Genomic DNA, 21,653 nt, shown 5'->3' with positions numbered 1-21,653 from the left:
AGCCCCTGCGCCTACATCTCAATATCATGGGCAATGCCGTGCATGAGGCAAACCAGCAGCACGCCCGCCAGGATCAGGGCAATCTGCTGCAAGGATGCCTTCATGTCGGTTTTCCTGTGCAGCGACGGTATCAGGTCGGCAACGGCGATATAAATAAAACTTGAAGCCGCCAACGCCAGAAAATACGGCAGACTGTCATGCAGATCCTCCAGGCTGAAATAAGCCAGCACACCGCCCACAACCGTCGTCAAACTGGCCAGAATGTTATAGAACAGCGCCTTGCCTTTACCATAGCCGCTCTGCAATAAAATCGCGAAATCGCCGACTTCCTGCGGAATCTCGTGCGCAGCCACCGCCAGACTGGTCACGATGCCCAGTTTCACATCAGTTAAAAACGCGGCCGCGATCAACACGCCGTCGACAAAGTTGTGGATGCTATCGCCCAGAATGATCAAGGCTCCGGCGGACTTGCCGTGCCCATGGCTGTGCACATGCACATGCGCATGATCGTGAGCGTCTTCATCGCCGTGCGCTTCACAACCGCCACCGTAATGGCAATGGCGCCAGATCAGCAGTTTTTCCAGGACGAAAAAACCGAGTATGCCGGCCAGGATAGTTCCGGACAAGGGTTGGATCTGCTCCGGCCTGACGTCTTCGAACGCATGGGGAATCAAGCCCCAGAAAGCGACGGCCAGCAGCGCGCCGATCGCAAAACTGATCCCGTGCGGCAAAACCGCTTCCCTGTGATGATCCGGCATTAATAGAAAGACTGCGGCAGCCATAACGCTTAAAAGCCCGCCTACGGCAGTAAAAATAACAATAAATACCAATAAACTCACTACTTCAGTCTCTCCAGATTAATGTCGCCATGCGTCCTGTCTCTTTATCCCGGCGATAGGAATAAAAACGTTCATGATCCGTAACGGTGCATAAATTACCGCCATAAATTCTGTCTATGCCAAGAGCGGCCAAGTCCGACCGAGCCAGCTGATAAATATCGGCCAGCCATTTGCCATTGCCGCACTCTTTGAAAGCCGCAGCAAACCCTGCTGATTTTTCAATGAAAGCTTCGCGCACTTCGGCACCGACCTCAAAACACGCGGATCCGATCGCAGGCCCCAGCCAGACCAGCAGATCCTGATTGCCCATCGCCGTAACCGTATTGCCTATCACGCCGGACAACAAGCCCCGCCAGCCGGCATGAATAGCCGCTATCCGCGAACCTTCGGCATTGCAGACCAGCAGCGGCAAACAATCGGCCGTCAGCACCGCGCAGACAACCCCGGCCTCATCGGTAAAGCTGGCATCGGCCTGGACCAGTGATTGCGTTTTTCCTGCATCGACGGCTTTGTTGCTATGAACTTGCTCCAGCCAGACAGGCTCGGCGGGCAGCGCCAGCATCGCTTTGATGATCTGCCGATTCTGCCTGACCGTTTCGGCATCATCGCCGACATGCGTGGCCGGGTTTAAGCTGGCAAACGCACCTTTACTGACGCCGCCAGAACGCAATGTCGTCGCGGCATGTATGTGGCCGGGCGCGGGCCAGTCCGGCTCAAGCCAATGTTTGTTGCTGTTCATTTTCAGCTAATGCTTCAAGCAGATTGACCATGTCTTCAGGCAAGGGTTGTTCCCACTCCAAATATTCATCAGTGACCGGATGCCGCAGTCCCAATTTTGCCGCATGCAGCGCCTGCCGTTTGAAGTTGCGCAATGCCTGCTCCAGATGCTCGCTGCAATGAGGCGGCATTTGGAAACGCCCGCCGTACACTTGGTCGCCAACCAGAGGATAGCGGATATGCGCCATGTGCACGCGGATCTGGTGCGTACGTCCGGTTTCGAGCTTGACCCGAATCAATGTGTGCCCGGCAAAGCGCTGGATGACGCGGTAATGGGTCACGGCAAACTTGCCGGAGTTTTTGACCGCATAGCGTTTACGATCGGTAGGATGCCTGCCGATCGGCTCATCGACAGTGCCGCCGGCAGTCATGCGGCCGCGCGCGATAGCCAGATATTCCCGGGTAATCTCACGGTCCTGCAATTGCTGAGCCAGACTATTATGCGCCTGCAGCGTCTTGGCGATCATCAGCAGTCCGCTGGTATCCTTGTCGATGCGATGAATAATGCCGGCCCGCGGCAAGGTCTCCAGATTCGGCGCATGATGCAGCAAAGCATTCAGCAAGGTGCCGCTCCAGTTTCCGACAGCCGGATGCACGACCAGTCCGGCCGGCTTGTTGACGATCAGCAGGCTGTCGTCTTCGTAAATGATATCCAGAGGGATCTCTTCGGGCTCACAGGTAATCACCACCTCCGGCTCGGCATCCAGCGTGATTTCCTCGCCGCCTTCCAGCTTGTCTTTCGGCTTGAGCATTGAACCGTTGACTAGCACGCGACCTGACTTGATCCAGGTTTGCAACTTGCTGCGCGAATAATCGCCAAACAGCTCCGCAAGCGCCTGATCCAAACGCATACCGGCCAATTCTAAAGGCACTTCTGCCGTTAATCTCGTCATAACAAATTCTTCTGATTAACTCGATGTTAAGTTATACTCGCTGGCTATATAGCCATTTCAAGCGCCGCGGCTATATCCTGCGAGAAAACCTCTAATATTACAACGTGTCGTTAGCACTATGCGATTAATTTTAATAAAATTTTTATTCATCTGCTTTTTAAGCCTGTCGATTGGGGGGTGCGAAACGCTTAAAGAGCTCACGGCCGGCGACACCTCCGATACAACAGACGAATACGCGGACTGGAATGCCGATAAATTTCGCAAAGAAGCAAAAGCGGCCTCGGATTCCGGCAATTACGAAAAAGCGATTAAACTCTATGAAGCGCTGGAGGCGCGTTATCCGTTCGGTGAAGAAGCGGCGCAAACTCAATTGGATGTGGCTTATGCTTATTTCAAAAATGACGACCCTGAAGCCGCAATCGCCGCTGCCGACCGCTTTATCAAAATCAACCCAAGAAGCCCCGCCGTTGATTATGCTTATTATTTAAAAGGATTGGTCAATTACAATCGCGGCATTGGCTTTATTGATCGCTACCTGCCGACCGACACCTCTCAGCGCGATACCAGCAGTGCGCGTGAGGCTTATGATAATTTCGCCGAACTGTTGCGCAGATTTCCGGAAAGCAAATACGTGCCTGATGCCAAACAGCGCATGATTGCGCTTAACAACAACCTGGCCATGCATGAAGTCCACATTGCGCGCTTTTACATGAAGCGCAAGGCTTACATTGCCGCCGTCAACAGAGCGAACCATGTCGTCGAGAAATATCAGCGCACCCCTGCCGTTCCCTATGCGCTGCAAATTTTGCAGGAAGCCTATACAGAGCTTCAGATGCCGGATCTTGCCGCGGATGCGGCCAGAATTTACGAATTGAACTTCCCAGAGGGCCCGACTGTGCCCGAACATAAGGACTCTACCTTATCGCATAAAATCTGGGATTTTATCGGTCTGGAAGAGTAACGCCAAACTGGCGGTCCATGCATCAACCAGTTTTTCTGAAAAGGCGGGTATCTTGAGATACCCGCCTTTTCAGCATCTAGCCTTTGATCTTTTTCTCAAGTTCGGCCTGGGTCATATGGCGCACATCCTCGCCTTTGACCATGTAGATGATGTTTTCGCAGATGTTGACCGAATGGTCGCCGATTCTCTCGAGCGCTCTGGCTGTCCACAGCACATCCAGCGTACGCGTGATATTTCTCGGGTCCTCCATCATGCGCGTGATCAGTTGCCGGATGATGCTGCCGTATTCACGGTCAACATCTTCATCGCGCCCGGTAATGGTCGTCACATCCTCTATGCTCATCCTGGCGAATGCATCCAGGGCGCCATGCAGCATGTCCCGGACCAAATTGGCCATATGTTGCAGTTCATAATATTGATCATGCTTATTGGTGTCAGTATCCGTTAAACGCATCGCCATTTCAGCAATGCGTTCAGCCATGTCGCCGACTCTTTCAAGCTCGTTAATGGTTTTAATGACGGTGATCAGCAACCGCAGATCGAACGCGGCCGGCTGTCTCAGTGCCAGAATCTGCATGCATTCCTGGTCAATGAGCATTTCCAGCGCATCGACCTGATTATCCTGCTTGATAACCAGCTCGGCCATTTCTATATCGCCGGTCATGAAGGCTTCTACGGCCTGCTCTATCTGCTGCTCAACCAGCCCGCCCATCGTCAAGACATTATTGCGGATATCTTCCAGTTCCTTGTTGAACTGTCCCGAAATATGCTGCCCAATTTTGCTCTTATCCATTGTTCTCTCCCGATTTAACCATACCGTCCGGTAATGTAATCTTCTGTCTGTTTCTTTTTGGGATTGGTAAACAACTCGCTGGTATGACCCATCTCGATCAATTCGCCCATGTACATGAAGGCAGTATAGTCCGAAACGCGCGCCGCCTGTTGCATATTGTGCGTCACGATGACAATGGTGTATTTTTCCTTCAGCTCATTGATCAACTCTTCAATTTTCAAGGTTGAAATAGGGTCCAGCGCCGATGCGGGCTCATCCAGCAACAACACTTCCGGCTCAATGGCGATCGCTCTGGCGATGACCAACCGTTGCTGCTGCCCGCCCGACAACCCTAGGGCATTGTCATTCAGGCGGTCTTTTACCTCATCCCAGATGGCCGCACCGCGCAAGGCGTTCTCGACCGTTTCATCCAGGGTGCGCTTGTCGTTGATGCCCTGAATCCTGAGCCCATACGCGACATTTTCAAAGATGGACTTGGGGAAAGGATTGGGCTTTTGAAACACCATGCCCACGCGCCTGCGCAAAGCGGCCACATTCACCGATTTATTATAGATGTCTTCATTATCGAGCAGGATTTTGCCTTCAATTCGGACATTGTCGACCAGATCGTTCATGCGGTTGATACAGCGCAGCAGCGTTGATTTGCCGCAGCCGCTGGGGCCGATATAGGCCGTGACCTTTTTCTTGGGCATTTCCATATTGATGCCGTGCAGGGCCTGCTTCTCACCATAGAACAGTTTCAAGTCCTCTATTTTGATGCAGGTTTCCTGCGGGCCCCGCGGTTTTGTCTGTCCCCTTAAAATGGAGTCCATATCGATTGCGTGAGTTCGTACGTTTTCTGTTGCCATTCTTTGTTAACCTTCTAATGCTCGGTATTTTTCGCGCAGGTGATTTCTGATTTTAACCGCCGCCAAATTAAGCCCGACGATGACTATGACCAGCAGCAATGATGTAGCGTAAACCAAAGGTCTTGCCGCTTCTACGTTCGGGCTTTGAAAACCGACATCATAAATATGAAACCCCAAATGCATAAATTTTCTGTCCAAATGCAAAAACGGGAAATTGCCGTCCAACGGCAATGACGGCGCCAGCTTGACGACCCCGACCAGCATCAGCGGCGCCACTTCCCCGGCCGCCCGCGCGACCGCCAGAATCAGGCCGGTCATCATGGCCGGGCTCGCCATCGGCAGCACCGTGCGCCACAACGTTTCCAGTTTGGTAGCGCCCAACGCCAGACTGCCTTCGCGTATCGACTTGGGGATACGTGCCAAGCCTTCCTCGGTAGAAACGATGACCACCGGCAAGGTCAGCAGGGCCAGCGTGATTGAGGCCCACAGCAATCCCGGCGTGCCGAAAACCGGCGCAGGCGCCGCTTCCGGATAAAACAGCCGATCGATGTTGCCGCCCACGATATAGACAAAAAAGCCCAAACCGAATACGCCATAAACGACCGAAGGCACACCGGCCAAGTTATTTACCGCGATCCTGATCAACCGTGTCATAAAGCCCTGCCTGGCGTATTCGCGCAAATACACGGCGGCAATCACGCCGAACGGCGTTACTATAATCGACATAATGATCACCATCATGATGGTTCCGAAAATCGCCGGAAAAATACCGCCTTCAGTATTGGCTTCGCGCGGGCTGTCCGTTAAAAACTCCGCAAGCTTGCTGCCATAGTGAATGATTTTATCGCCTACGCTCATGGCATTCGGCTGGTATAACCTGACCACTTTAGCCAAAGGCACCTCAAGCTCGCTGCCTCCTGAAGTCTTTACCACCAGGCTATCACGCCGTATCTGCTGATACAGCTCGCCCAATTGATCCTGGTAGCGCTTGTAGTCGGCCTCATATTCGGCTTTTTCAGCCGCGATCTGCTGCTGCGCCTCCTGATTCCATTGGCCGTCCATCTGCAGGCGTTTCTGCTTCAGTCTTAAGCGTTCCAGACCATAGTTGACCGCGCCGATTTCTTTTTTCTCAATTCGCGTTATCTCGTCGAAAATAGCCGAAGCCGCCTCTATTCTTTCCCGCGCGACCGGCAAAGCCTGATCGCCTGTAGCAACAACGTTGCCGCTTTCTTTAACCGCGGCCAGATTACCATAAAGATTGCCCCATTCCCGACGTTCCAAAACGCTGATATCGACTGGAAACTGTCGGCTCTGGATATTGCGTTCCTGGATCCAGCGGAAATCGGCGCCAAGCACATCGCGATTGCCGGTCTTGATCAGATCTTGCACCAGTGTGTCTTCATTATCGGCCATTTTATAGCCGGCCGCCTTTGCCATGGCGGCGCCTGTGATACTGGTATCGACGATCTCGCCAATCACCGTCTCGGGCTGTCCGCCTTCTTCCTGGTAAACCATTTCCGCTACATCGGACGGCCAGAAATGCCCGGCCCCTTTTACAGTCACGAGGCCCAGCAGGCCGAGTACAAAAATAAGACAGATACTGACCGCCGCGGCATTGAGCCATACCCACGGCGAACCGCTTTTAAACCATTGTTTGATCATAATGAACTGTATTTTTCGCGTAGGCGCTGACGGATGACTTCGGCCAGCGTGTTAACAATAAAGGTGAACAAAAACAATACCAGTGCGGCTAAAAACAGAACCCGATAGTGCGTACCATCAACTTCCGATTCCGGCATTTCGACGGCGATATTGGCCGATAAGGTGCGCATGCCTTGGAAAATGCTTAAATCCATGACCGGCGTATTGCCTGTCGCCATCAATACAATCATGGTTTCGCCGACGGCGCGTCCCAGACCGATCATGATCGCCGAGAAAATCCCCGGACTGGCCGTCAACAGCACGACCCTGGTCATGGTCTGCCAAGGCGTAGCGCCCAATGCCAGCGAGCCGACCGTCAAATGTTTCGGCACACTGAAAATGGCATCCTCGGCAATCGAAAAAATCGTCGGAATCACGGCAAAGCCCATCGCTACGCCAACCACCAGCGCGTTGCGCTGGTCATAGCCAATACCCAGTTCGGCTTTAAACCATTCGCGCAGGCTGCCATTGAATAATGCGGCTTCCAGAGGCACGCTGACGGCAAAAGCAAACCAGCCGCTTAATAAAATGACCGGTATCAACAATGCCGCATCCCAGCCTTCCGGCACTTTTTGCCGCAGGTCTTCGGGTAGGTTTTGCCAGAGAAAGGCAAACAGCATCACGGCCAGCGGCACAATCATCAACAAGGCAAACAAACCCGCCAGATGCGCTTCTATAAACGGCGCCAGCCAGAGGCCGGCCAGAAAGCCCAGAATAACAGTCGGCAACGCGCCCATCATTTCAATGCTCGGTTTTACATAACGGCGCATGGCCGGCGTCATGAAGTAGGCTGTATAAATAGCGCCCATCAATGACAAAGGAACGGCAAACAACATCGAATAAAATGCCGCCTTCAAGGTGCCGAATACCAGAGGCACCAGGCTGTATTTAGGCTCAAAATCATTGCTTGCCGAAGACGATTGCCAGATATAGCTGGGCTTTGGATAGCTTTCATACCAGACTTCCTGCCAAAGCACCTTCATCGAGACTTCAGGATGCTCATTTTCAACATGCCAGAAATGCAGGGTGTTGTCGCCGGACTGCACCAGGAATGCATTGGCTTTGGGCGATAGCGTTCCGGCAATAGAGCCCGCATCGCCGACAGGCTTTTTAACCAGCTCTCTTTCAGCAGTTGAATGGTAAATGCCAACGACACCATTGGCGTCCAGTGTCATAAAACCTTTGCGGCGCTGCTCGGCGTATATGCCAATGACAGGGCTGTCAGAAACCTTGAACGATCTGATCTTCCGCAGTGCCGGCTGTCTCATATCGTCTCTGCCCAAATTCCATTGCGATACCAATCCGCTGGAATCGCCGACCAGCAGCGACAGATCGCCATTCAGAAATGCAATGCTGGCAATCTTCTCGCCCGCCGCCACCACATTCTGCTGTTGACGGATAGCCGGGCTGCTTTTATTGCTGATATCAAAAAAACTCAAACGTCCATCACTGCTGATCAGATACAGGCTGCGCTGTTCTCTGTCGATGATGATATCCGTGAGATTAAATGCTGCCGGCATGTTCAGAACGGCATCGGTGCGATTTAGTCCTGCTTCCTCATCAAATAAAGACTCCTTTTTCTCAAAGCTGACCAATCGGACCTTATCCGCAGCTTTGGCTACAATCGTGGTTGTATCATTGGTCTTAACAGCAACTTTTTCCAAAGCCGCGCCAGTGTCGTCCACCATCAGCGGCGCCTCGCCCAATGGATAACTCAGGGATGGCGTAATAACCCGTCTGTCGTCCGCATAAGATTCCTGGTATTGAGATTTTGCAACGATAGCTCGGCCATCGGACAATCCATAAATGACCTCGCCCTCGGCTGGACTGCCTTGGGCAAAACTGCTGATATGCGCGCCTGCCGGTATCGGAAGCGATTTTACGTCCACCGTTTTGCCTGTCGCGACTTCAAAAAACACGACCTGACCGCTATCGGTGAAACGAGAGGCCATCTGATTTTGCTCATCCATCGTCAGCAACAGCGTATGGCCCAGTGTTTTTTCGGGCACGTCGTAATGTGCAGCAGATTCCGCTGCTGCGGGTATAAACAAGGGAAAAACCGAATACAGCAGAAAGAAGAAAATCAGTGCGATAGCAACGATGATGCCCAGACCGCCTATCACGACGCCATAACGGGCCAACTGGTCTTTTATCAATCGCCACTGATGATAATGCCTGCCGGTATCGGTTTTCATACCCGCAGATTGGTAATTTAAATTGCTTTCAGACATGCCGACATTTTGTAAATTGTTAGGACAATGAAATACAAACGAAAAAAGGCCGAGATTCATACAAATCTCAGCCGCCTTTTGTCCGGATTAATCTCTGTTTATCATGAGAAGGGGAAGAGAGCGTTAATCCAGCTCAACATCCTTGTTTATGCATCCCTGCACAACAATCAAAGTCCTTTCATAGCTAATCCATAATCTGTACTGTTATTTAATGGAAGCCAATGCTTTTTCAACCACTTTGGCAGGCAGTGGAATATAGCCGTCTTTTATGACAGCCTGCTGACCTTCTTTCGATAATACCATTTTAAGGAACTCATTTTCTAAGGGTGCCAATGGCTGGTTAGGCTTTTTATTGACGTAAACGTACAGGTAACGCGCTAAAGGATACTTGCCAGCCAGTGTATTTTCAGGCGTGGGATCAACAAAAGCTTCGCCTGCCGCTTTTGCCAACGGCACTGCTCTGACGCCTGATGTCGTATAACCCATACCGGAATAACCGATACCGTTTACTGATGTCGTCACCGCCTGAACCACTGAGGCAGAGCCAGGCTGTTCATTGACGTTATCTTTGAAGTCGCCCTTGCATAAAGCTTCTTCCTTAAAAAACCCGTATGTGCCGGAAACTGAGTTACGTCCGTATAGCTGAACGCTTTTGCCTTGCCAGGCCCCGGTAATGCCTGTTTCACCCCAGGTAGTAATGTCTTTGTCGTATCCACACTTGCGTGTCGCCGAAAAAATCGCATCGACTTGAGGCAGCGTCAGACCTTTAATCGGATTGTCTTTATTGACGAAAACCGCCAAGGCATCGATGGCTACAGGCACGGCAGTAGGCTTGTAATTGAATTTGCTTTCAAACGCATCGATTTCGTCATCTTTCATTTTACGGCTCATGGGGCCGATATTGGCCGTGCCTTCGGTTAAGGCAGGAGGTGCGGTAGAAGAACCGGCCGCTTGAATCTGGATGTTGACGTTCGGATAGTTGCGGTTGAATTCTTCTGCCCACAGCGTCATCAGATTTGCCAATGAATCTGAACCTACGCTGGATAAATTACCCGATACGCCGCTGGCTTTTTGATAGCTGGGAATAGCCGCATCAACAGTCTGTGCAGCCATCGCATGACTGCTTGCTAATGAGACGGAAGCCATCCCGATTGCTGTAACCAACTGTTTCACATTGAAAAATAATTTCATAACCTGCCTTTACTGAAATAACTAACTTGAAACTATTATGCAAGCAATAGATGACAGTAATATGACAACCCTCATTTTTTGTAATATTACCTATTAACGATCTTTGGGTAAATTCCTGGCATAAGTAATGGACAATAGTTCTGCGCACCCTGTGTTCAGGCGACTCCAGTCACTAGATATGATCAATCTTGCCAGAGCCGCTGTCGGTAATAACTTATCTTTATCGGGCACGGCTGCTTTGCCTGCCAAGTCAATCAGCAGCGCTTCCAGTTCCGGATTATGACCAATCAATAAAACCCGCTCCGCCCGAACCGGACAATCGGCAAGCGTGTCTTTCAATCCCTCCAGATCCTGCTCATACAAGCGCTTGTCCCGATGGATGACCTGAGCCGGCAGTCCTAATGCAGCGCAGACTATCTCCGCCGTTGCCACGGCTCTTAATGCGGGCGAACTGACCACGAAATCTGGCAGCAACTGATGCTGCTTCATCCAGATCCCCATCTGTCGGGCTGCGCGTTTTCCTCTCCTGCTTAACGGTCGATCGAAATCATCGGCATCGACATGCCAATCCGATTTTGCGTGCCGCAGCAACCATAATTCTCTATTCATACCCAACCTTTGGTAGTTGAACGCCGGCCTGTCATTAAACGTTAATACTCTGTTGATAGGCTTGACAGTGTTTATATCAGACGCCCCCGAACCTATTACTATCCTGGCAAATATGCTCCTAGATTTTGAATTTCCCATCAATTTAACAACGGAAAAATTTATTGCTCAATTAAGCGACAAAGTGGATTTGCAACCGGTTAGCCGACAATACACGCTCAAGACTTATTACGACAGCTTTGACTGGCGGCTTTATGCTCACAGCATCACTTGCGAACTTAATCAATCCCTCTCTTCATCCACACTGGTATTAAGGCATCTTGAAACAGGACGAATCATCGCCAAGGAAGAGCTTGATAGCGTTCCTGCTTTCAGCAGACAATTCAGGCCGGGAGAGATACGCAGTCTGATCGAGCCGGTGCTGGAGATGCGCGCCTTATTGTCTGTCTGCAAGCTCAATTATCAATGCCATCGGCTCAACATAATCAATCAGCGCGGAGAAACCATGCTCAATCTCTTTATTGAAGAGCATGATTTGTACAATAATCGCGCTTCAATGCAGCTAATCGATGGCCATGAGCATGCAGTCTCGGAAATCAGCGAATTATTAACTGCAGAACTTAACCTGAAATTTTCAGACGAACCACTGCTGCTGACAGCCCTGAAACTGCAAGGCATCAAGCCTAAAACCTACACCTCGCGGCCGGCCATTAACCTGGACCCGGCCATGCGAGCCGATATTGCCGGCAAATTCATTTACAGCCACCTGCTGAAAACCATCAAGGATAATGAACAGGGAACCATTGCCCATACAGACAGCGAATTTCTGCATGATTTTCGCATCGCGGTCCGTAAAACCAGGACCGGCCTCAACCAAATCAAAGGCATACTGCCTGAGCCTATCAATTCATATTACGCCGAATTCTTCTCCTGGCTCGGACAGATTACCAGCCAGCCTCGTGATCTGGACGTTTTTCTATTGGATTTTGAACGCTACAAAGAGAGCCAGCCGGCTTCCACACAGGAGGACCTAAGTCCCTTGCATGAATTGATCCAGGCCAAACAAGAAAAAGCACATAAGGAACTGGTCAGGAAACTGAAGTCCGAAAAATACCTTTTTACATTATCCGAATGGGAGCAGTACCTGAAAGAACCGGCGTTAAGAAATCCGTTGGAGCCCAATGCCAAGCTGCCCATTAAAGAGCTGGCCGAGCGCAGACTCTGCAAGATTTATGGCCGGCTTATGCAGAAAGGCGAAGCCATCACCGAACAATCTCCGGCCGAAGCGCTGCATGAGGTAAGAAAAACCTGTAAGAAGCTGCATTATTTGCTGGAGTTTTTTCAATCTCTTTATCCTGAAGACCAGATCAAGCCTCTTGTTAAATCCCTGAAAGCCTTCCAGATCGTGTTGGGCGAATTTCAGGACGGTGAAGTACAGATGCACGCATTAAAACTATTCCGCGAGGAAATACTGGCCAACCCTATGCCGGCCAATACGGTTTCAGCGATGGACCGATTGATTCAGGAACTGGACGCCCGCCGGCACCGGGCGCGCCATGATTTCATCAAGCAATTCACCGTTTTTAGCCAATCTGAAAGTCACTCCGTGTTTAACTCGCTGCTCGCTCTTAAAGCTTAAGCGACTTTATCATCATGATGCCTGACCGAGCCTATTCCGCATCGCCGACCGGCGCGGCAAAAGCATCCGAAACCAGCTCCCGGACATTATCGCCGGTCAGTGTATTCAGAAAAGCCTCCAAATCATCCATGTCCTGGCTCGTCAAATTCAGCGGCTTGATCAAAGGGTCCAGGTTTTCATTAACAACGCCGCCTTTGTTATAGAACTCGATGACCTGCCTCAGTGTCCCAAGAGAGCCGTTGTGCATATACGGCGCAGTCAGGCTGATATTGCGCAGGGACGGGGTCTTGTATTTCCAGCGGTCATCCGGATTTTGGGTTATTTCATACCGGCCCAAGTCATTGGGTTTGATTTCGGAAACCGAATCGATCAACTGCGCCGCCACATCGACATAGACGCCCGGAGCGACCTGCACGCGTTGAGCGTCTTCCGTTTTACCCATCGCGGCCGCGTAGCCGATGCCGGTATTATGCAAACTATTATCCGTGAACAAGGCGTGTTCTGCAGTGACGACATGACAGCTTGAACAATTGGCCTTGCCGGTAAAAAGCTTGAAGCCGCGCTGCGCTTTAGCATCGAGCGCCTGCGGGTCTTTGGCGTAATACCAGCGGTCGAAAGCCGAATTGGCCGAATTCAAGGTCCGTTCATAACTGGCGATCGCCATCCCCAAGCTTTCCATGTCAGGTCCCTTGCCGAAGATTTTCTTGAACAGTTCGTTATAGCCGGCGCTGCTTTTTACTTTGTCGAGCACATAGCCGATGGAGGGATTGCCCATTTCATTATGCGCCAGCAGCGGCAGCCAGACCTGCTGCTCCAGTGCGTTTTCGCGGCCATCATGGAACAGTCTCTGCGCATAAGCGGCATTGTAGATCGTCGGCGTATTGCGCCTGACCGTCCGGCCTTCGATGCCGACGGCCGTGGCCATCTCGTTGCTGGTAAAACCCTGCTCCGGAACATGACACATGGCGCAGGAAAACGTGTTGTTGAGCGACAGGCGGCGGTCATAGAACAGTTTTCGGCCCAGGCTGACTTTGTCAGCAGTCAGCGGATTGTTGTCCGGCACAGGCACGGCAGGCAAGCCCAACGGCGGCTGCCTGATCGTTTTAAGCAGATCGGCCGGCTGGCCGGTGCGGTCGGTCAGGGCCATCGAGTGCGTTTCATAATCGCTGCGTTCGTAGTGGTTTTTATTGTCGCCGGCGGCATACAGCGCAGCGGTATCGGTTTTGGCCGCCTGGGTTTCAGATTTTTTCCCGGCCAGCAGCACAGTCTTGATGTCGTTGATCAGCGCCTCCGGCTGCAGGAATGAGACGCTGTAAATATTGCGCAGCTGTTTGTCTTTATCGATCAGGTAAACGCGCAGGATATGCGAGAACGTGCCGGTAAAGCGGCCCTGGTCGTCGTAAACTTTTTCCAGGGTTTGCTTGTAGCTGTCCAGTATCGGCTGCAACTGCCGCTCCGAGCGCGTGGTCAGGAACCGCCATTCGACGCCCGGCTCCTGAAATGACTGACCGTACTGCTTCATCATGGCCGGCGTGTCATGCTCAGGATTGAAGCTTAAAGTCAACAGCCGCAATTGCTTGGCCAGATCCGGCTCTTTTTTCAGGCGGTTCTTGATTTTGTGCAGCACCGAGGTCGCCAGCGGACAGCCGTTGACATCACTGCAGGTAGCATAAATAAAGCTCAGCAGGACGACTTTGTCGCCCATCAAGTCATGCAGCGTTGCCTCTTTGCCTTCCGTATTCAGCACGGCGCCATCGGCGGCAGTCCCCAAGGCCGGCAGGTGATAAGTGCCCGGTTCCGGAGCGATAAATTCAAGGCGTTCGGAGGAAGGCAAAGCGGCGGGGCTAGGGTCGGCATAGCCGTTAGCCGTGATTAAACTGATCGCGAGCAATGCTGTAGTCAAGAGGACGCTGTTCATGGAGAGACTTACTCCGGTAAAACTGGAAAAAGGGCGGCCGAAGCCGCCCCTGTCATGGATCACTTGGATGATGAGGTTTTGTAAAGCGAGTAAGCGCCGAACTTCATCTGGTGGGCGCGGCCCAGTTTTTCCTTGATGAAATCGATCGCGAATTGCTCTTTCAACTCCTTGCCGTCCCAGTGGTAGGCTTTAAAGAACTGCTCGTTATCGGCGCCTTTCTTGTCCCAATTGGCCAGCAATGAAGACGTGTAATACAGGCGCTTGCCGTCCCAGCTTGAAGACACCATGTTGACCTGGGCGCCGATTTTCTTCTCATAAACCTGTTTCGGCTTGAACGGGTCGCTTATGTCAAACAGACGGGTTTTGCCGTCCATGAAAGTATTGACCCAGAGCCGCTTGTCATCGCTGGAGATCGAAATGTCCACCGGCAGCGGCACTTTGGACGGCTCGCCGATATCGGCGACCTCTTTAGCGTGCCATTCGCCGGCTTTGTCTTCATGAATCAGCCAGATCTTTGAAGTCAGGGCGGTCGTGCTGAAGCAATAGTTGTGGGTTGGCTCCCAGGCACAGCGGATTTCCAGCGGCGCGCCCGGCACATCAAAGACTTTTTTCGGCTTCCGTGCGTGCAGATCCCACTGCACCATCGTGTTGCCGAAACGCTTCATGGCTTCCTTGTCGCCGAGCATCTTACCGAAATCCATCATGTAATTCGACCAGCCCGTAAACGAGGTTGTCAGCATCAGGTTGCGGCGAGGCAGTGCGCGCACATCATAGTTGTAACCGTCGGCATACTTGCCGGTTTTGATGGCGCCTTGCAGGTTGCTATCGGTCGGCAGCCAGTAGGTCGCCACATAGTCACCGTCATTGGTATATTCTACCAGTGCGGTGCGGCCGCCGTGGTCCTTATTGTTGGAAAGGCCCGTGATGACCATGCGGCCCGGCAATGCATAGGTCGAGTGCGGGCCGACCACGCCGCCGCTTTTGGCGACGAAATCGGTGATGGTCTTGACCAGTTTGGGCTTGGCCGGATCAGTGTGCACATCGAAGACAAAGATTTTATTGGTGTCGAGAGAGCCGGCCCATAGGAAGCGCCGATCGTCGGTGAAGTCGGAATGATGCGCCTCATTGCGCCCGCCCACGGACACGCTGTGGATGATTTTGCCGTAAGTTTTCGACTTCGGATTGACATCGACGGTCACCATCTTGTCCTGCTCATCGCCCACGCCTTCCATCCCCAAGGTCCAGACATAAACCACATCCTCCTGGCCGGTAATCTTCACCATGTAAGGCGATTGGCAGGTCTCATCGGCCTGCGCGGCGGTGATGCCGGCCAAACCGAGCGTGGACGCGGTAAAGGCGCACGCTGTCATGAAGCGGTTCAGCCGCAATTTATTAGATTTCATAGCTGCTCCTATTCAGCCGTTGTAGGGTCGATCACGGTTTTAACCTGAGAAATGCGATCGGCAGGGAATCCGCCTTTCTCGGCATGGGCTCTCAGCGTTGCCTCATCAGGCGCGATATAAACGCAATAGACTTTGTCATCGGTCACATAGCTTTCAAGCCATTGGATTTGCGGCCCCATTTCGCGCAGCACGCCGCAAGATTTTTGCGAAATGCCCTGCAGTTCCTGGGGGGTTAATGAGCCGGCGCCGGGGATGTTCCGTTCGATAACATATTTTGGCATATAAGTTCTCCTAGAATTGATATAGATGACTGGTCGTCTCTATTTTGGTTACAAAAAAATCAGGCTTTGAAAAAATCGCCCAATAGCTCCTGACAACATTGCTTCAGCGGTGCCGAAGATTTCTCGATCTTCATTCTCAACAGTGCGCCCTGCCAGGCATTGACCAGTAAATCGGCCATGTCGGCGGCCGATTTATCGGTTCTGGCCGTGCCTTGCCGCTGCGCTTGTTCCAACCCTGATTGCAATAAATTCCGGTAGCGCCCGACTGCGCTCTGTAGAGAAGCCCGGCAGATTTCGCTGGTATCGCCGATTTCCCCCATCAGGTTGCCGAGCAGGCAGCCGCCTTTGAATTCGGCTTTTTCGAGTTCGCCGATCAGTTCATCGAAATAACGCCGCAGCGCAGTCAGGGCATCCGTGTTCGGGTTGTCCAGATGCGCGCTTAACTGCTCGATGAACGGATTGATATAATGCTGAATGACAGCCGCGCCGAACGCTTCCTTGCTGCCGAAATAATTATAAAAAGACCCTTTGGGGATCTGCACGGCGTCGAGGATTTCTTTCAATCCGGTGCCGTGGTAACCCTGCTCCATCAGCAGCGCGACGCCCTGGCTGAGCAGATTCTCCCGATTGATCTGTTTTTGCGTGATTTTTGTCATGGCTCAATAATACGACCGGTTGTCTCAATCGTCAAAATATATTTTTTTCTAATGCGCGATATGCCCTATTTGCCTGTGCAATATGCCGCATAAAAAGCTGAAATGTGTCAAAACAATCGGCGCAAGCCCTGATTATCAATGACTTGGCATCGGGCAAATCCAACAATTATTGCAGATTCCATGCCAAATTGAGCGGCATATTGTCGCGCGGCAATTTGACTCACGACAAGACCAATTCAAGTCGTTAGACTTTTCCCGACTCTTACCTGTACTCAACAGTAGAGTTACTTATCCTTCCTCACAATAATGCGGGCAGCCTGGATCGTCCGCATTTTTTTTAATAAATGGAGGTTGTTATGAAACGCAGTGAAGTCTCTCACGCGATTGAGCACGTCAATTACAAAGAACTGATCCGGCAGACTGCCATCCATGAAGCAGGACACGCCGTGGCGATTCATTTAGGCAATCGGCAAAAATCGCTACCGCCGGTTTTTTTTCAGATTGTCATTAAAAAACCGACCGCTGATTTTCCCCGGCACGCATCAGAATCCTACGCCCATTGCACGGCCAAAGTTGAGGGAGGGCGCTTGATCCATATGCTGCCGTCTTCGATTGAAGAAGCCACAAACGATTTCTCTATAGAGCAAAAACAAGCCTATCAACAGGCTTTCGAAGCCGACATTGTCAATCTGCTGATTGGGCCGCTGGCCGAAGCCCGATACATCGCCTCGCGCGATGATGAAGTCATTAACGCCTATCTGGTGAATCTGAATGCGCTGCGCTATTACGGCGGCACATCCGACCTGGAACTGGCCGGCGAATATCTCGAATGCTTTATAGCGGACCAAGCGCTGCGCGAAAAGAAAATCGGCGAGCTTTTCATGAAAGCCTTCGCATTTGTCCATCATGCGCAAAACTGGCGGGCCATCATGGCTTTGGCGGACTATATTCTGGCCAGCCCGAAATCGATCATTGACTGCGAAGAAGTGATGGCATTGCTGGACAACTGCCTTATCCAAAATCGATATGCCTATGCTTGAGCATAGTCCCGGGCGCCGAACAATGCCGTACCGATCCTGACGATCGTCGCCCCTTCCGCAATCGCCGCTTCCAGATCACCGGTCATGCCGAACGAGAACGTATCCAGCTCAGGCCTGCCGAGTGCCGCCACGGCCTGATAAAGCGCTTTATAGGGCTGGCGCTGCCGCTCGAAATCGGCCTCGGGCGCAGGAATGGCCATGACGCCGCGCAACTTTAAATGCGGCAGTTGCGCCACTTGCTCGCACATATCCGGCAACTCGGCCAGAGTGATGCCAGACTTGCTAGCCTCGCCGCTGATGTTGACCTGCAGGCAAATATTGAGCGGCGGCAGATGAGCCGGACGCTGCTCGCTCAACCGCTGTGCGATTTTCAACTTATCAACGCTGTGGACCCAGTCGAAATGCGCCGCTATGGGTTTGGTTTTATTGGACTGGATGGGGCCGATAAAATGCCAGGTAATGTCAAAAGCGCCGAGTTCCTGCTGTTTCTTCAGCGCTTCCTGAAGATAACTTTCCCCAAAATGACGCTGGTCCGCCCTGTAGGCGCTAGCAATATCGCCGGCCGGCTTGGTCTTGCTGACCGCCAGCAATAAAACCGATCCCGGTTTGCGGTTGTAGGCCTGTTCAGCCTTGCTGATCTGGTCCCTTATCTGTTTGAGTCGCTCGGCTATCATAATCTGTGCAATATTTAAGCTACGTTGCCGATTATTAAACAATACGCCTTCAAAAAAGCAAAGACTTGAACTATGGTATAGAGATGATTTTTTAAACGCTTCAAGAGGATATTATGGATATTGCCGAGTTATTGGCCTTTTCAGTTAAAAACAACGCGTCGGATTTGCATTTGTCCGCCGGCCTGCCGCCCATGATCAGGGTCGATGGCGATATCCGCCGCATCAATATTCCCGCTCTGGAGCATAAGGAAGTGCATGCGCTGATGTATGACATCATGAACGACAAGCAGCGCCGCGATTATGAAGAATTCCTGGAAACCGACTTTTCCTTCGAATTGCCCGGTATTGCCAGGTTCCGTGTCAACGCATTCAATCAGGAGCGCGGCGCGGCCGGCGTTTTCAGAACGATTCCGTCCAAAGTCATGAGCCTTGAAGAGCTGAAGGCACCCAAATTTTTTGAGGAACTGACGCGCAAACCGCGCGGCCTGATTCTGGTGACGGGCCCTACCGGTTCGGGCAAATCGACGACGCTGGCGGCCATGATCAACCACATCAATATCAATGATTACGCGCATATCCTGACCGTTGAAGACCCGATCGAATTCGTGCACGAAAGCCAGAAATGCCTGATCAACCAGCGCGAAGTTCACCGCGACACCCACGGCTTCAATGAAGCATTGCGTTCGGCCCTGCGTGAAGACCCGGACGTTATCCTGGTGGGTGAGATGCGGGACCTGGAGACGATCCGGCTGGCCTTAACCGCAGCCGAAACCGGCCACCTGGTATTCGGAACGTTGCATACCTCCTCGGCCGCTAAAACCATCGACCGTATTATCGACGTCTTTCCGGCCGCCGAAAAAGACATGATCCGCTCGATGCTGTCCGAATCGCTGCAGGCGGTTATTTCGCAGACCCTGCTCAAGAAAGTCGGCGGCGGCCGTATTGCCGCACATGAAATTATGGTCGGCACGCCCGCGATCAGAAACCTGATCCGCGAAGCCAAGGTCGCGCAAATGTATTCGGCCATCCAGACGGGCCGCAAAGACGGCATGCAGACGCTTGATCAGAACCTGAAAGAACTGGTCGACAAGGGCCTGATCACAGCCAAGACCGCGATGGTCAAAGCCGTCAACAAAGATATGTTCCGCTAAGAGGTCAGCATGGATTTTAAAGCGCTACTTGCACTGATGGTGCAGAAAAAAGCATCCGATTTGTTTATTACGGCTGGCCGGGCGCCGACCATGAAAGTCGACGGCTCGCTTGTGGAAGTGTCCAAATCGCCGTTGACGGAAGAGCTGTCGTTAAGAATCGTCCTCAGCATCATGAATCAGAAACAGAGGGACGAGTTTGAAAACACCAAGGAATGCCAGTTCGCGATCAGCGTGCCGGGGCTGGCGCGTTTCAGGGTCAGCGCCTTCACGCAGCGCGACGCGGCCGGCATGGTGCTCCGGCGCATCGAAAACGACATTCCGGATTTCGAAAGCCTGCATTTGCCGCCCGTCTTGAAAGACCTGATCATGGAAAAACGCGGCCTGGTCATTTTCGTCGGCGCGACCGGCACCGGTAAATCCACCTCGCTGGCGTCACTGATCAAATACCGCAACCAGAACAGCAGCGGCCACATCATCACGATCGAAGACCCGATGGAGTACGAACATCAGCACCAGGGCTGCATCATCACCCAGCGCGAAGTCGGCGTCGATACCGAATCCTATGAAGTCGCGTTAAAAAATACTCTGCGGCAGGCGCCCGACGTCATCCTGATCGGCGAGATCAGAACGCGCGAAACCATGCAGAATGCGATCACTTTCGCCGAAACCGGGCATTTATGCCTGTCCACACTGCACGCCAACAACGCCAACCAGGCGCTGGACCGGATTCTGCATTTCTTTCCTGAAGAAATGCACGATCAATTGTTCATGGATTTGTCGCTGAACCTGCGCGGCGTCGTAGCCCAGCAGCTGATCAAGCGCGCGGACGGCAAGGGCCGCTATCCGGCCGTCGAGATCTTGATCAACACGCCGCTGGCCAAGGATTACATCCGCAAAGGCGAGATTAACAAGCTCAAGGAGCTCATGAAAGACTCGCGCGAGCAAGGCATGCAGACGTTTGACCAGGCATTGTACGACCTGTATGTTGCCGGCAAGATCAGCTACGACGATGCCCTCAACTCGGCCGATTCCAGAAACGAAGTCCGCCTGATGATCAAGCTGGGCGCTGACAGTTCCGGCACTTTCGATGATAACAGTATGGTATTGACAGAAACCGATGACGATAAGGGCACGATTTTTTAAGCCCGCGTTTTTGGCGAGGAGAAATCTGCCGGGTTGCTCTTTGCCGCTGTCAGATCTTTCTGCCCGATTTCTGAATCGTCTCGTAAGCCTTCCTGATCTGCTGGGTTTTTTCCTTGGCGATGGTCATCATTTCTTCCGGCAGGCCTTTGGCGACCAGTTTGTCGGGATGATGCTGGCTGATCAGACGCCGGTAGGCTCTTTTAACCTCGGCATCGCTGGCCGCCGGCGTCAAGCCCAGCACTTCATAAGCGTCCTGCAGGCTGGATTGCTGCCTGGCCTTTTGATGCTGCCGGCCCTGGCCGTAGAAACGGTACTGGACCTGCAGCTGTATTTTCATGCGCTCATAGTCAAAACGCGAAACGCGCAGCTGCGCACAGATATGCAGGAGCAGCCGCTCTTCGTAATCATTAAGCGCGCCATCGGCAACAGCCGCCTGCAACTGGATTTCGACAAATATGCGGATAAGATCGGTTCGCCAATGGCATTCCCTGCGAAATTGCGCCAGCACCTCATCGAGCGGAAAACCGGGCTGCTTGCCCTGCCGGAACAGATTGATCGCAGTCGTGCGCAGGTCGCCTGAAATCCCCATCTGATCCATGATGCGATTGGCCAGGGCTATTTCTTCCGGCGTGATGCGGCCATCGGACTTGGCGATATGGCCCATAACCGAAAAAGTCGTGGTAAAAAACGCCATTTGCACGCGTTGCTGGTCCCCGTCGCCGAACAGTTCGCTGCTTCCGATATCGGCAAAACCTTCATCAAACTGATGGCCGACGGAAGCGCCCAACATCGCCCCCAAAGGCCCGCCGAACAGGAATCCGAACGCACCGCCTAGAAATTTGCCTAACCAAGCCATTTATATCAATCCTGTTCAATACAAAACAATGATAAAATTACCATATTTTCCT

The 21,653-nt window shown here is 52.3% G+C and carries 20 protein-coding genes; 5 read left to right on the top strand and 15 right to left on the bottom strand.

What is annotated here, in order from left to right; translation table 11 throughout:
* Positions 1-11: 11 nt before the first annotated feature.
* From IT781_RS07195 to rluD, 3 genes are read right to left on the bottom strand one after another with little or no spacing between them, the layout of a single operon-like run.
* Positions 12-839 carry a ZIP family metal transporter gene (locus tag IT781_RS07195; RefSeq protein ID WP_194969465.1) on the bottom strand — a complete coding sequence of 276 codons (828 nt, stop codon included), beginning with the start codon at positions 837-839 and terminating at the stop codon, positions 12-14.
* A 4-nt stretch (positions 840-843) separates the two neighbouring features.
* The gene (gene pgeF / locus IT781_RS07190; protein WP_194969464.1) at positions 844-1,578 is read right to left on the bottom strand and encodes a peptidoglycan editing factor PgeF; all 735 of its coding nucleotides are present in this window, start codon (positions 1,576-1,578) and stop codon (positions 844-846) included.
* Entirely contained in the window at positions 1,553-2,509 is a 957-nt protein-coding gene (gene rluD / locus IT781_RS07185; RefSeq protein ID WP_194969463.1) for a 23S rRNA pseudouridine(1911/1915/1917) synthase RluD, read from the bottom strand. Before rluD ends, pgeF begins: the two co-directional genes overlap by 26 nt.
* 118 nt (positions 2,510-2,627) lie before the next feature.
* On the opposite strand from rluD, the gene IT781_RS07180 reads away from it, so the two are divergent.
* Complete coding sequence (locus IT781_RS07180) at positions 2,628-3,470, top strand: outer membrane protein assembly factor BamD (RefSeq protein WP_194969462.1); 843 nt, start codon at positions 2,628-2,630, stop codon at positions 3,468-3,470.
* A 76-nt stretch (positions 3,471-3,546) separates the two neighbouring features.
* Here the strand turns inward: IT781_RS07180 and phoU are convergent, their stop codons facing one another.
* From phoU to IT781_RS07150, 6 genes are all read right to left on the bottom strand, one after another.
* Positions 3,547-4,263: a phosphate signaling complex protein PhoU gene (phoU, locus tag IT781_RS07175; RefSeq protein WP_194969461.1), complete on the bottom strand. Its 717-nt coding sequence runs from the start codon at positions 4,261-4,263 to the stop codon at positions 3,547-3,549.
* Positions 4,264-4,277: 14 nt separating this feature from the next.
* A complete protein-coding gene (pstB, locus tag IT781_RS07170; RefSeq protein ID WP_370526958.1) occupies positions 4,278-5,075 on the bottom strand; it encodes a phosphate ABC transporter ATP-binding protein PstB in 798 nt (265 codons plus the stop codon).
* A 42-nt stretch (positions 5,076-5,117) separates the two neighbouring features.
* Positions 5,118-6,773 (bottom strand): phosphate ABC transporter permease PstA, encoded by a 1,656-nt coding sequence (gene pstA, locus IT781_RS07165; protein ID WP_194969459.1) that lies wholly within the window; start codon positions 6,771-6,773, stop codon positions 5,118-5,120.
* Positions 6,770-9,043, bottom strand: coding sequence for an ABC transporter permease subunit (locus tag IT781_RS07160; protein WP_194969458.1), 2,274 nt, complete (start codon positions 9,041-9,043; stop codon positions 6,770-6,772). Before IT781_RS07160 ends, pstA begins: the two co-directional genes overlap by 4 nt.
* A 204-nt stretch (positions 9,044-9,247) precedes the next feature.
* On the bottom strand, positions 9,248-10,234 hold the full coding sequence (locus tag IT781_RS07155) for a PstS family phosphate ABC transporter substrate-binding protein (protein ID WP_194969457.1): 987 nt from the start codon (positions 10,232-10,234) through the stop codon (positions 9,248-9,250).
* A 93-nt stretch (positions 10,235-10,327) separates the two neighbouring features.
* Entirely contained in the window at positions 10,328-10,843 is a 516-nt protein-coding gene (locus IT781_RS07150; RefSeq protein ID WP_194969456.1) for a histidine phosphatase family protein, read from the bottom strand.
* 181 nt (positions 10,844-11,024) lie between these two features.
* Between IT781_RS07150 and IT781_RS07145 the strand changes: the two genes are divergently transcribed.
* Positions 11,025-12,479 (top strand): CHAD domain-containing protein, encoded by a 1,455-nt coding sequence (locus IT781_RS07145; RefSeq protein WP_370526956.1) that lies wholly within the window; start codon positions 11,025-11,027, stop codon positions 12,477-12,479.
* A 31-nt stretch (positions 12,480-12,510) separates the two neighbouring features.
* Here the strand turns inward: IT781_RS07145 and IT781_RS07140 are convergent, their stop codons facing one another.
* The 4 genes from IT781_RS07140 to IT781_RS07125 are packed head-to-tail and all read right to left on the bottom strand — an operon-like array spanning position 12,511 to position 16,737.
* Positions 12,511-14,397 carry a cytochrome c peroxidase gene (locus tag IT781_RS07140; RefSeq protein ID WP_194969454.1) on the bottom strand — a complete coding sequence of 629 codons (1,887 nt, stop codon included), beginning with the start codon at positions 14,395-14,397 and terminating at the stop codon, positions 12,511-12,513.
* Positions 14,398-14,456: 59 nt separating this feature from the next.
* Positions 14,457-15,800 carry a selenium-binding protein SBP56-related protein gene (locus tag IT781_RS07135; RefSeq protein ID WP_194969453.1) on the bottom strand — a complete coding sequence of 448 codons (1,344 nt, stop codon included), beginning with the start codon at positions 15,798-15,800 and terminating at the stop codon, positions 14,457-14,459.
* Between the two features lie 8 nt (positions 15,801-15,808).
* Positions 15,809-16,081, bottom strand: a complete 273-nt coding sequence (locus tag IT781_RS07130; protein ID WP_194969452.1) for a DUF4242 domain-containing protein — start codon at positions 16,079-16,081, stop codon at positions 15,809-15,811.
* A gap of 59 nt (positions 16,082-16,140) precedes the next feature.
* Complete coding sequence (locus IT781_RS07125; protein WP_194969451.1) at positions 16,141-16,737, bottom strand: TetR/AcrR family transcriptional regulator; 597 nt, start codon at positions 16,735-16,737, stop codon at positions 16,141-16,143.
* Positions 16,738-17,093: 356 nt separating this feature from the next.
* On the opposite strand from IT781_RS07125, the gene IT781_RS07120 reads away from it, so the two are divergent.
* Complete coding sequence (locus IT781_RS07120; protein WP_194969450.1) at positions 17,094-17,777, top strand: hypothetical protein; 684 nt, start codon at positions 17,094-17,096, stop codon at positions 17,775-17,777.
* Here IT781_RS07120 and IT781_RS07115 read toward each other — a convergent pair.
* A complete protein-coding gene (locus tag IT781_RS07115; RefSeq protein WP_194969449.1) occupies positions 17,768-18,451 on the bottom strand; it encodes a YggS family pyridoxal phosphate-dependent enzyme in 684 nt (227 codons plus the stop codon). The two genes, IT781_RS07120 and IT781_RS07115, sit on opposite strands and share 10 nt — an antisense overlap.
* A 113-nt stretch (positions 18,452-18,564) precedes the next feature.
* Here IT781_RS07115 and IT781_RS07110 point away from each other — a divergent pair, with 113 nt between their 5' ends.
* Together IT781_RS07110 and IT781_RS07105 are read left to right on the top strand one after the other, a co-directional pair.
* Positions 18,565-19,602, top strand: a complete 1,038-nt coding sequence (locus IT781_RS07110) for a type IV pilus twitching motility protein PilT (RefSeq protein WP_194969448.1) — start codon at positions 18,565-18,567, stop codon at positions 19,600-19,602.
* A gap of 9 nt (positions 19,603-19,611) precedes the next feature.
* A complete protein-coding gene (locus tag IT781_RS07105; protein WP_194969447.1) occupies positions 19,612-20,745 on the top strand; it encodes a PilT/PilU family type 4a pilus ATPase in 1,134 nt (377 codons plus the stop codon).
* A 49-nt stretch (positions 20,746-20,794) separates the two neighbouring features.
* Here the strand turns inward: IT781_RS07105 and djlA are convergent, their stop codons facing one another.
* On the bottom strand, positions 20,795-21,601 hold the full coding sequence (gene djlA / locus IT781_RS07100; protein WP_194969446.1) for a co-chaperone DjlA: 807 nt from the start codon (positions 21,599-21,601) through the stop codon (positions 20,795-20,797).
* Positions 21,602-21,653: the final 52 nt, after the last annotated feature.

The organism is Methylobacter sp. BlB1 (genome assembly GCF_015476545.1).
Classification (GTDB): domain Bacteria; phylum Pseudomonadota; class Gammaproteobacteria; order Methylococcales; family Methylomonadaceae; genus Methylobacter.
Note: the sequence above shows the minus strand (reverse complement) of the source record. Positions and strands in the feature narration are given on the sequence as shown.

What these genes read in the sequence shown, in the direction of transcription:
- IT781_RS07135 (WP_194969453.1), bottom strand. Translation starts at nt 15,800, where the DNA reads ATGAAATCTAATAAATTGCGGCTGAACCGCTTCATGACAGCGTGCGCC.
- IT781_RS07140 (WP_194969454.1), bottom strand. Translation starts at nt 14,397, where the DNA reads ATGAACAGCGTCCTCTTGACTACAGCATTGCTCGCGATCAGTTTAATC.
- pstA (WP_194969459.1), bottom strand. Translation starts at nt 6,773, where the DNA reads ATGATCAAACAATGGTTTAAAAGCGGTTCGCCGTGGGTATGGCTCAAT.
- IT781_RS07160 (WP_194969458.1), bottom strand. Translation starts at nt 9,043, where the DNA reads ATGTCTGAAAGCAATTTAAATTACCAATCTGCGGGTATGAAAACCGAT.
- rluD (WP_194969463.1), bottom strand. Translation starts at nt 2,509, where the DNA reads ATGACGAGATTAACGGCAGAAGTGCCTTTAGAATTGGCCGGTATGCGT.
- IT781_RS07110 (WP_194969448.1), top strand. Translation starts at nt 18,565, where the DNA reads ATGGATATTGCCGAGTTATTGGCCTTTTCAGTTAAAAACAACGCGTCG.
- IT781_RS07115 (WP_194969449.1), bottom strand. Translation starts at nt 18,451, where the DNA reads ATGATAGCCGAGCGACTCAAACAGATAAGGGACCAGATCAGCAAGGCT.
- pstB (WP_370526958.1), bottom strand. Translation starts at nt 5,075, where the DNA reads ATGGACTCCATTTTAAGGGGACAGACAAAACCGCGGGGCCCGCAGGAA.
- IT781_RS07125 (WP_194969451.1), bottom strand. Translation starts at nt 16,737, where the DNA reads ATGACAAAAATCACGCAAAAACAGATCAATCGGGAGAATCTGCTCAGC.
- pgeF (WP_194969464.1), bottom strand. Translation starts at nt 1,578, where the DNA reads ATGAACAGCAACAAACATTGGCTTGAGCCGGACTGGCCCGCGCCCGGC.
- IT781_RS07150 (WP_194969456.1), bottom strand. Translation starts at nt 10,843, where the DNA reads ATGAATAGAGAATTATGGTTGCTGCGGCACGCAAAATCGGATTGGCAT.
- IT781_RS07130 (WP_194969452.1), bottom strand. Translation starts at nt 16,081, where the DNA reads ATGCCAAAATATGTTATCGAACGGAACATCCCCGGCGCCGGCTCATTA.
- IT781_RS07105 (WP_194969447.1), top strand. Translation starts at nt 19,612, where the DNA reads ATGGATTTTAAAGCGCTACTTGCACTGATGGTGCAGAAAAAAGCATCC.
- phoU (WP_194969461.1), bottom strand. Translation starts at nt 4,263, where the DNA reads ATGGATAAGAGCAAAATTGGGCAGCATATTTCGGGACAGTTCAACAAG.
- IT781_RS07180 (WP_194969462.1), top strand. Translation starts at nt 2,628, where the DNA reads ATGCGATTAATTTTAATAAAATTTTTATTCATCTGCTTTTTAAGCCTG.
- IT781_RS07120 (WP_194969450.1), top strand. Translation starts at nt 17,094, where the DNA reads ATGAAACGCAGTGAAGTCTCTCACGCGATTGAGCACGTCAATTACAAA.
- djlA (WP_194969446.1), bottom strand. Translation starts at nt 21,601, where the DNA reads ATGGCTTGGTTAGGCAAATTTCTAGGCGGTGCGTTCGGATTCCTGTTC.
- IT781_RS07155 (WP_194969457.1), bottom strand. Translation starts at nt 10,234, where the DNA reads ATGAAATTATTTTTCAATGTGAAACAGTTGGTTACAGCAATCGGGATG.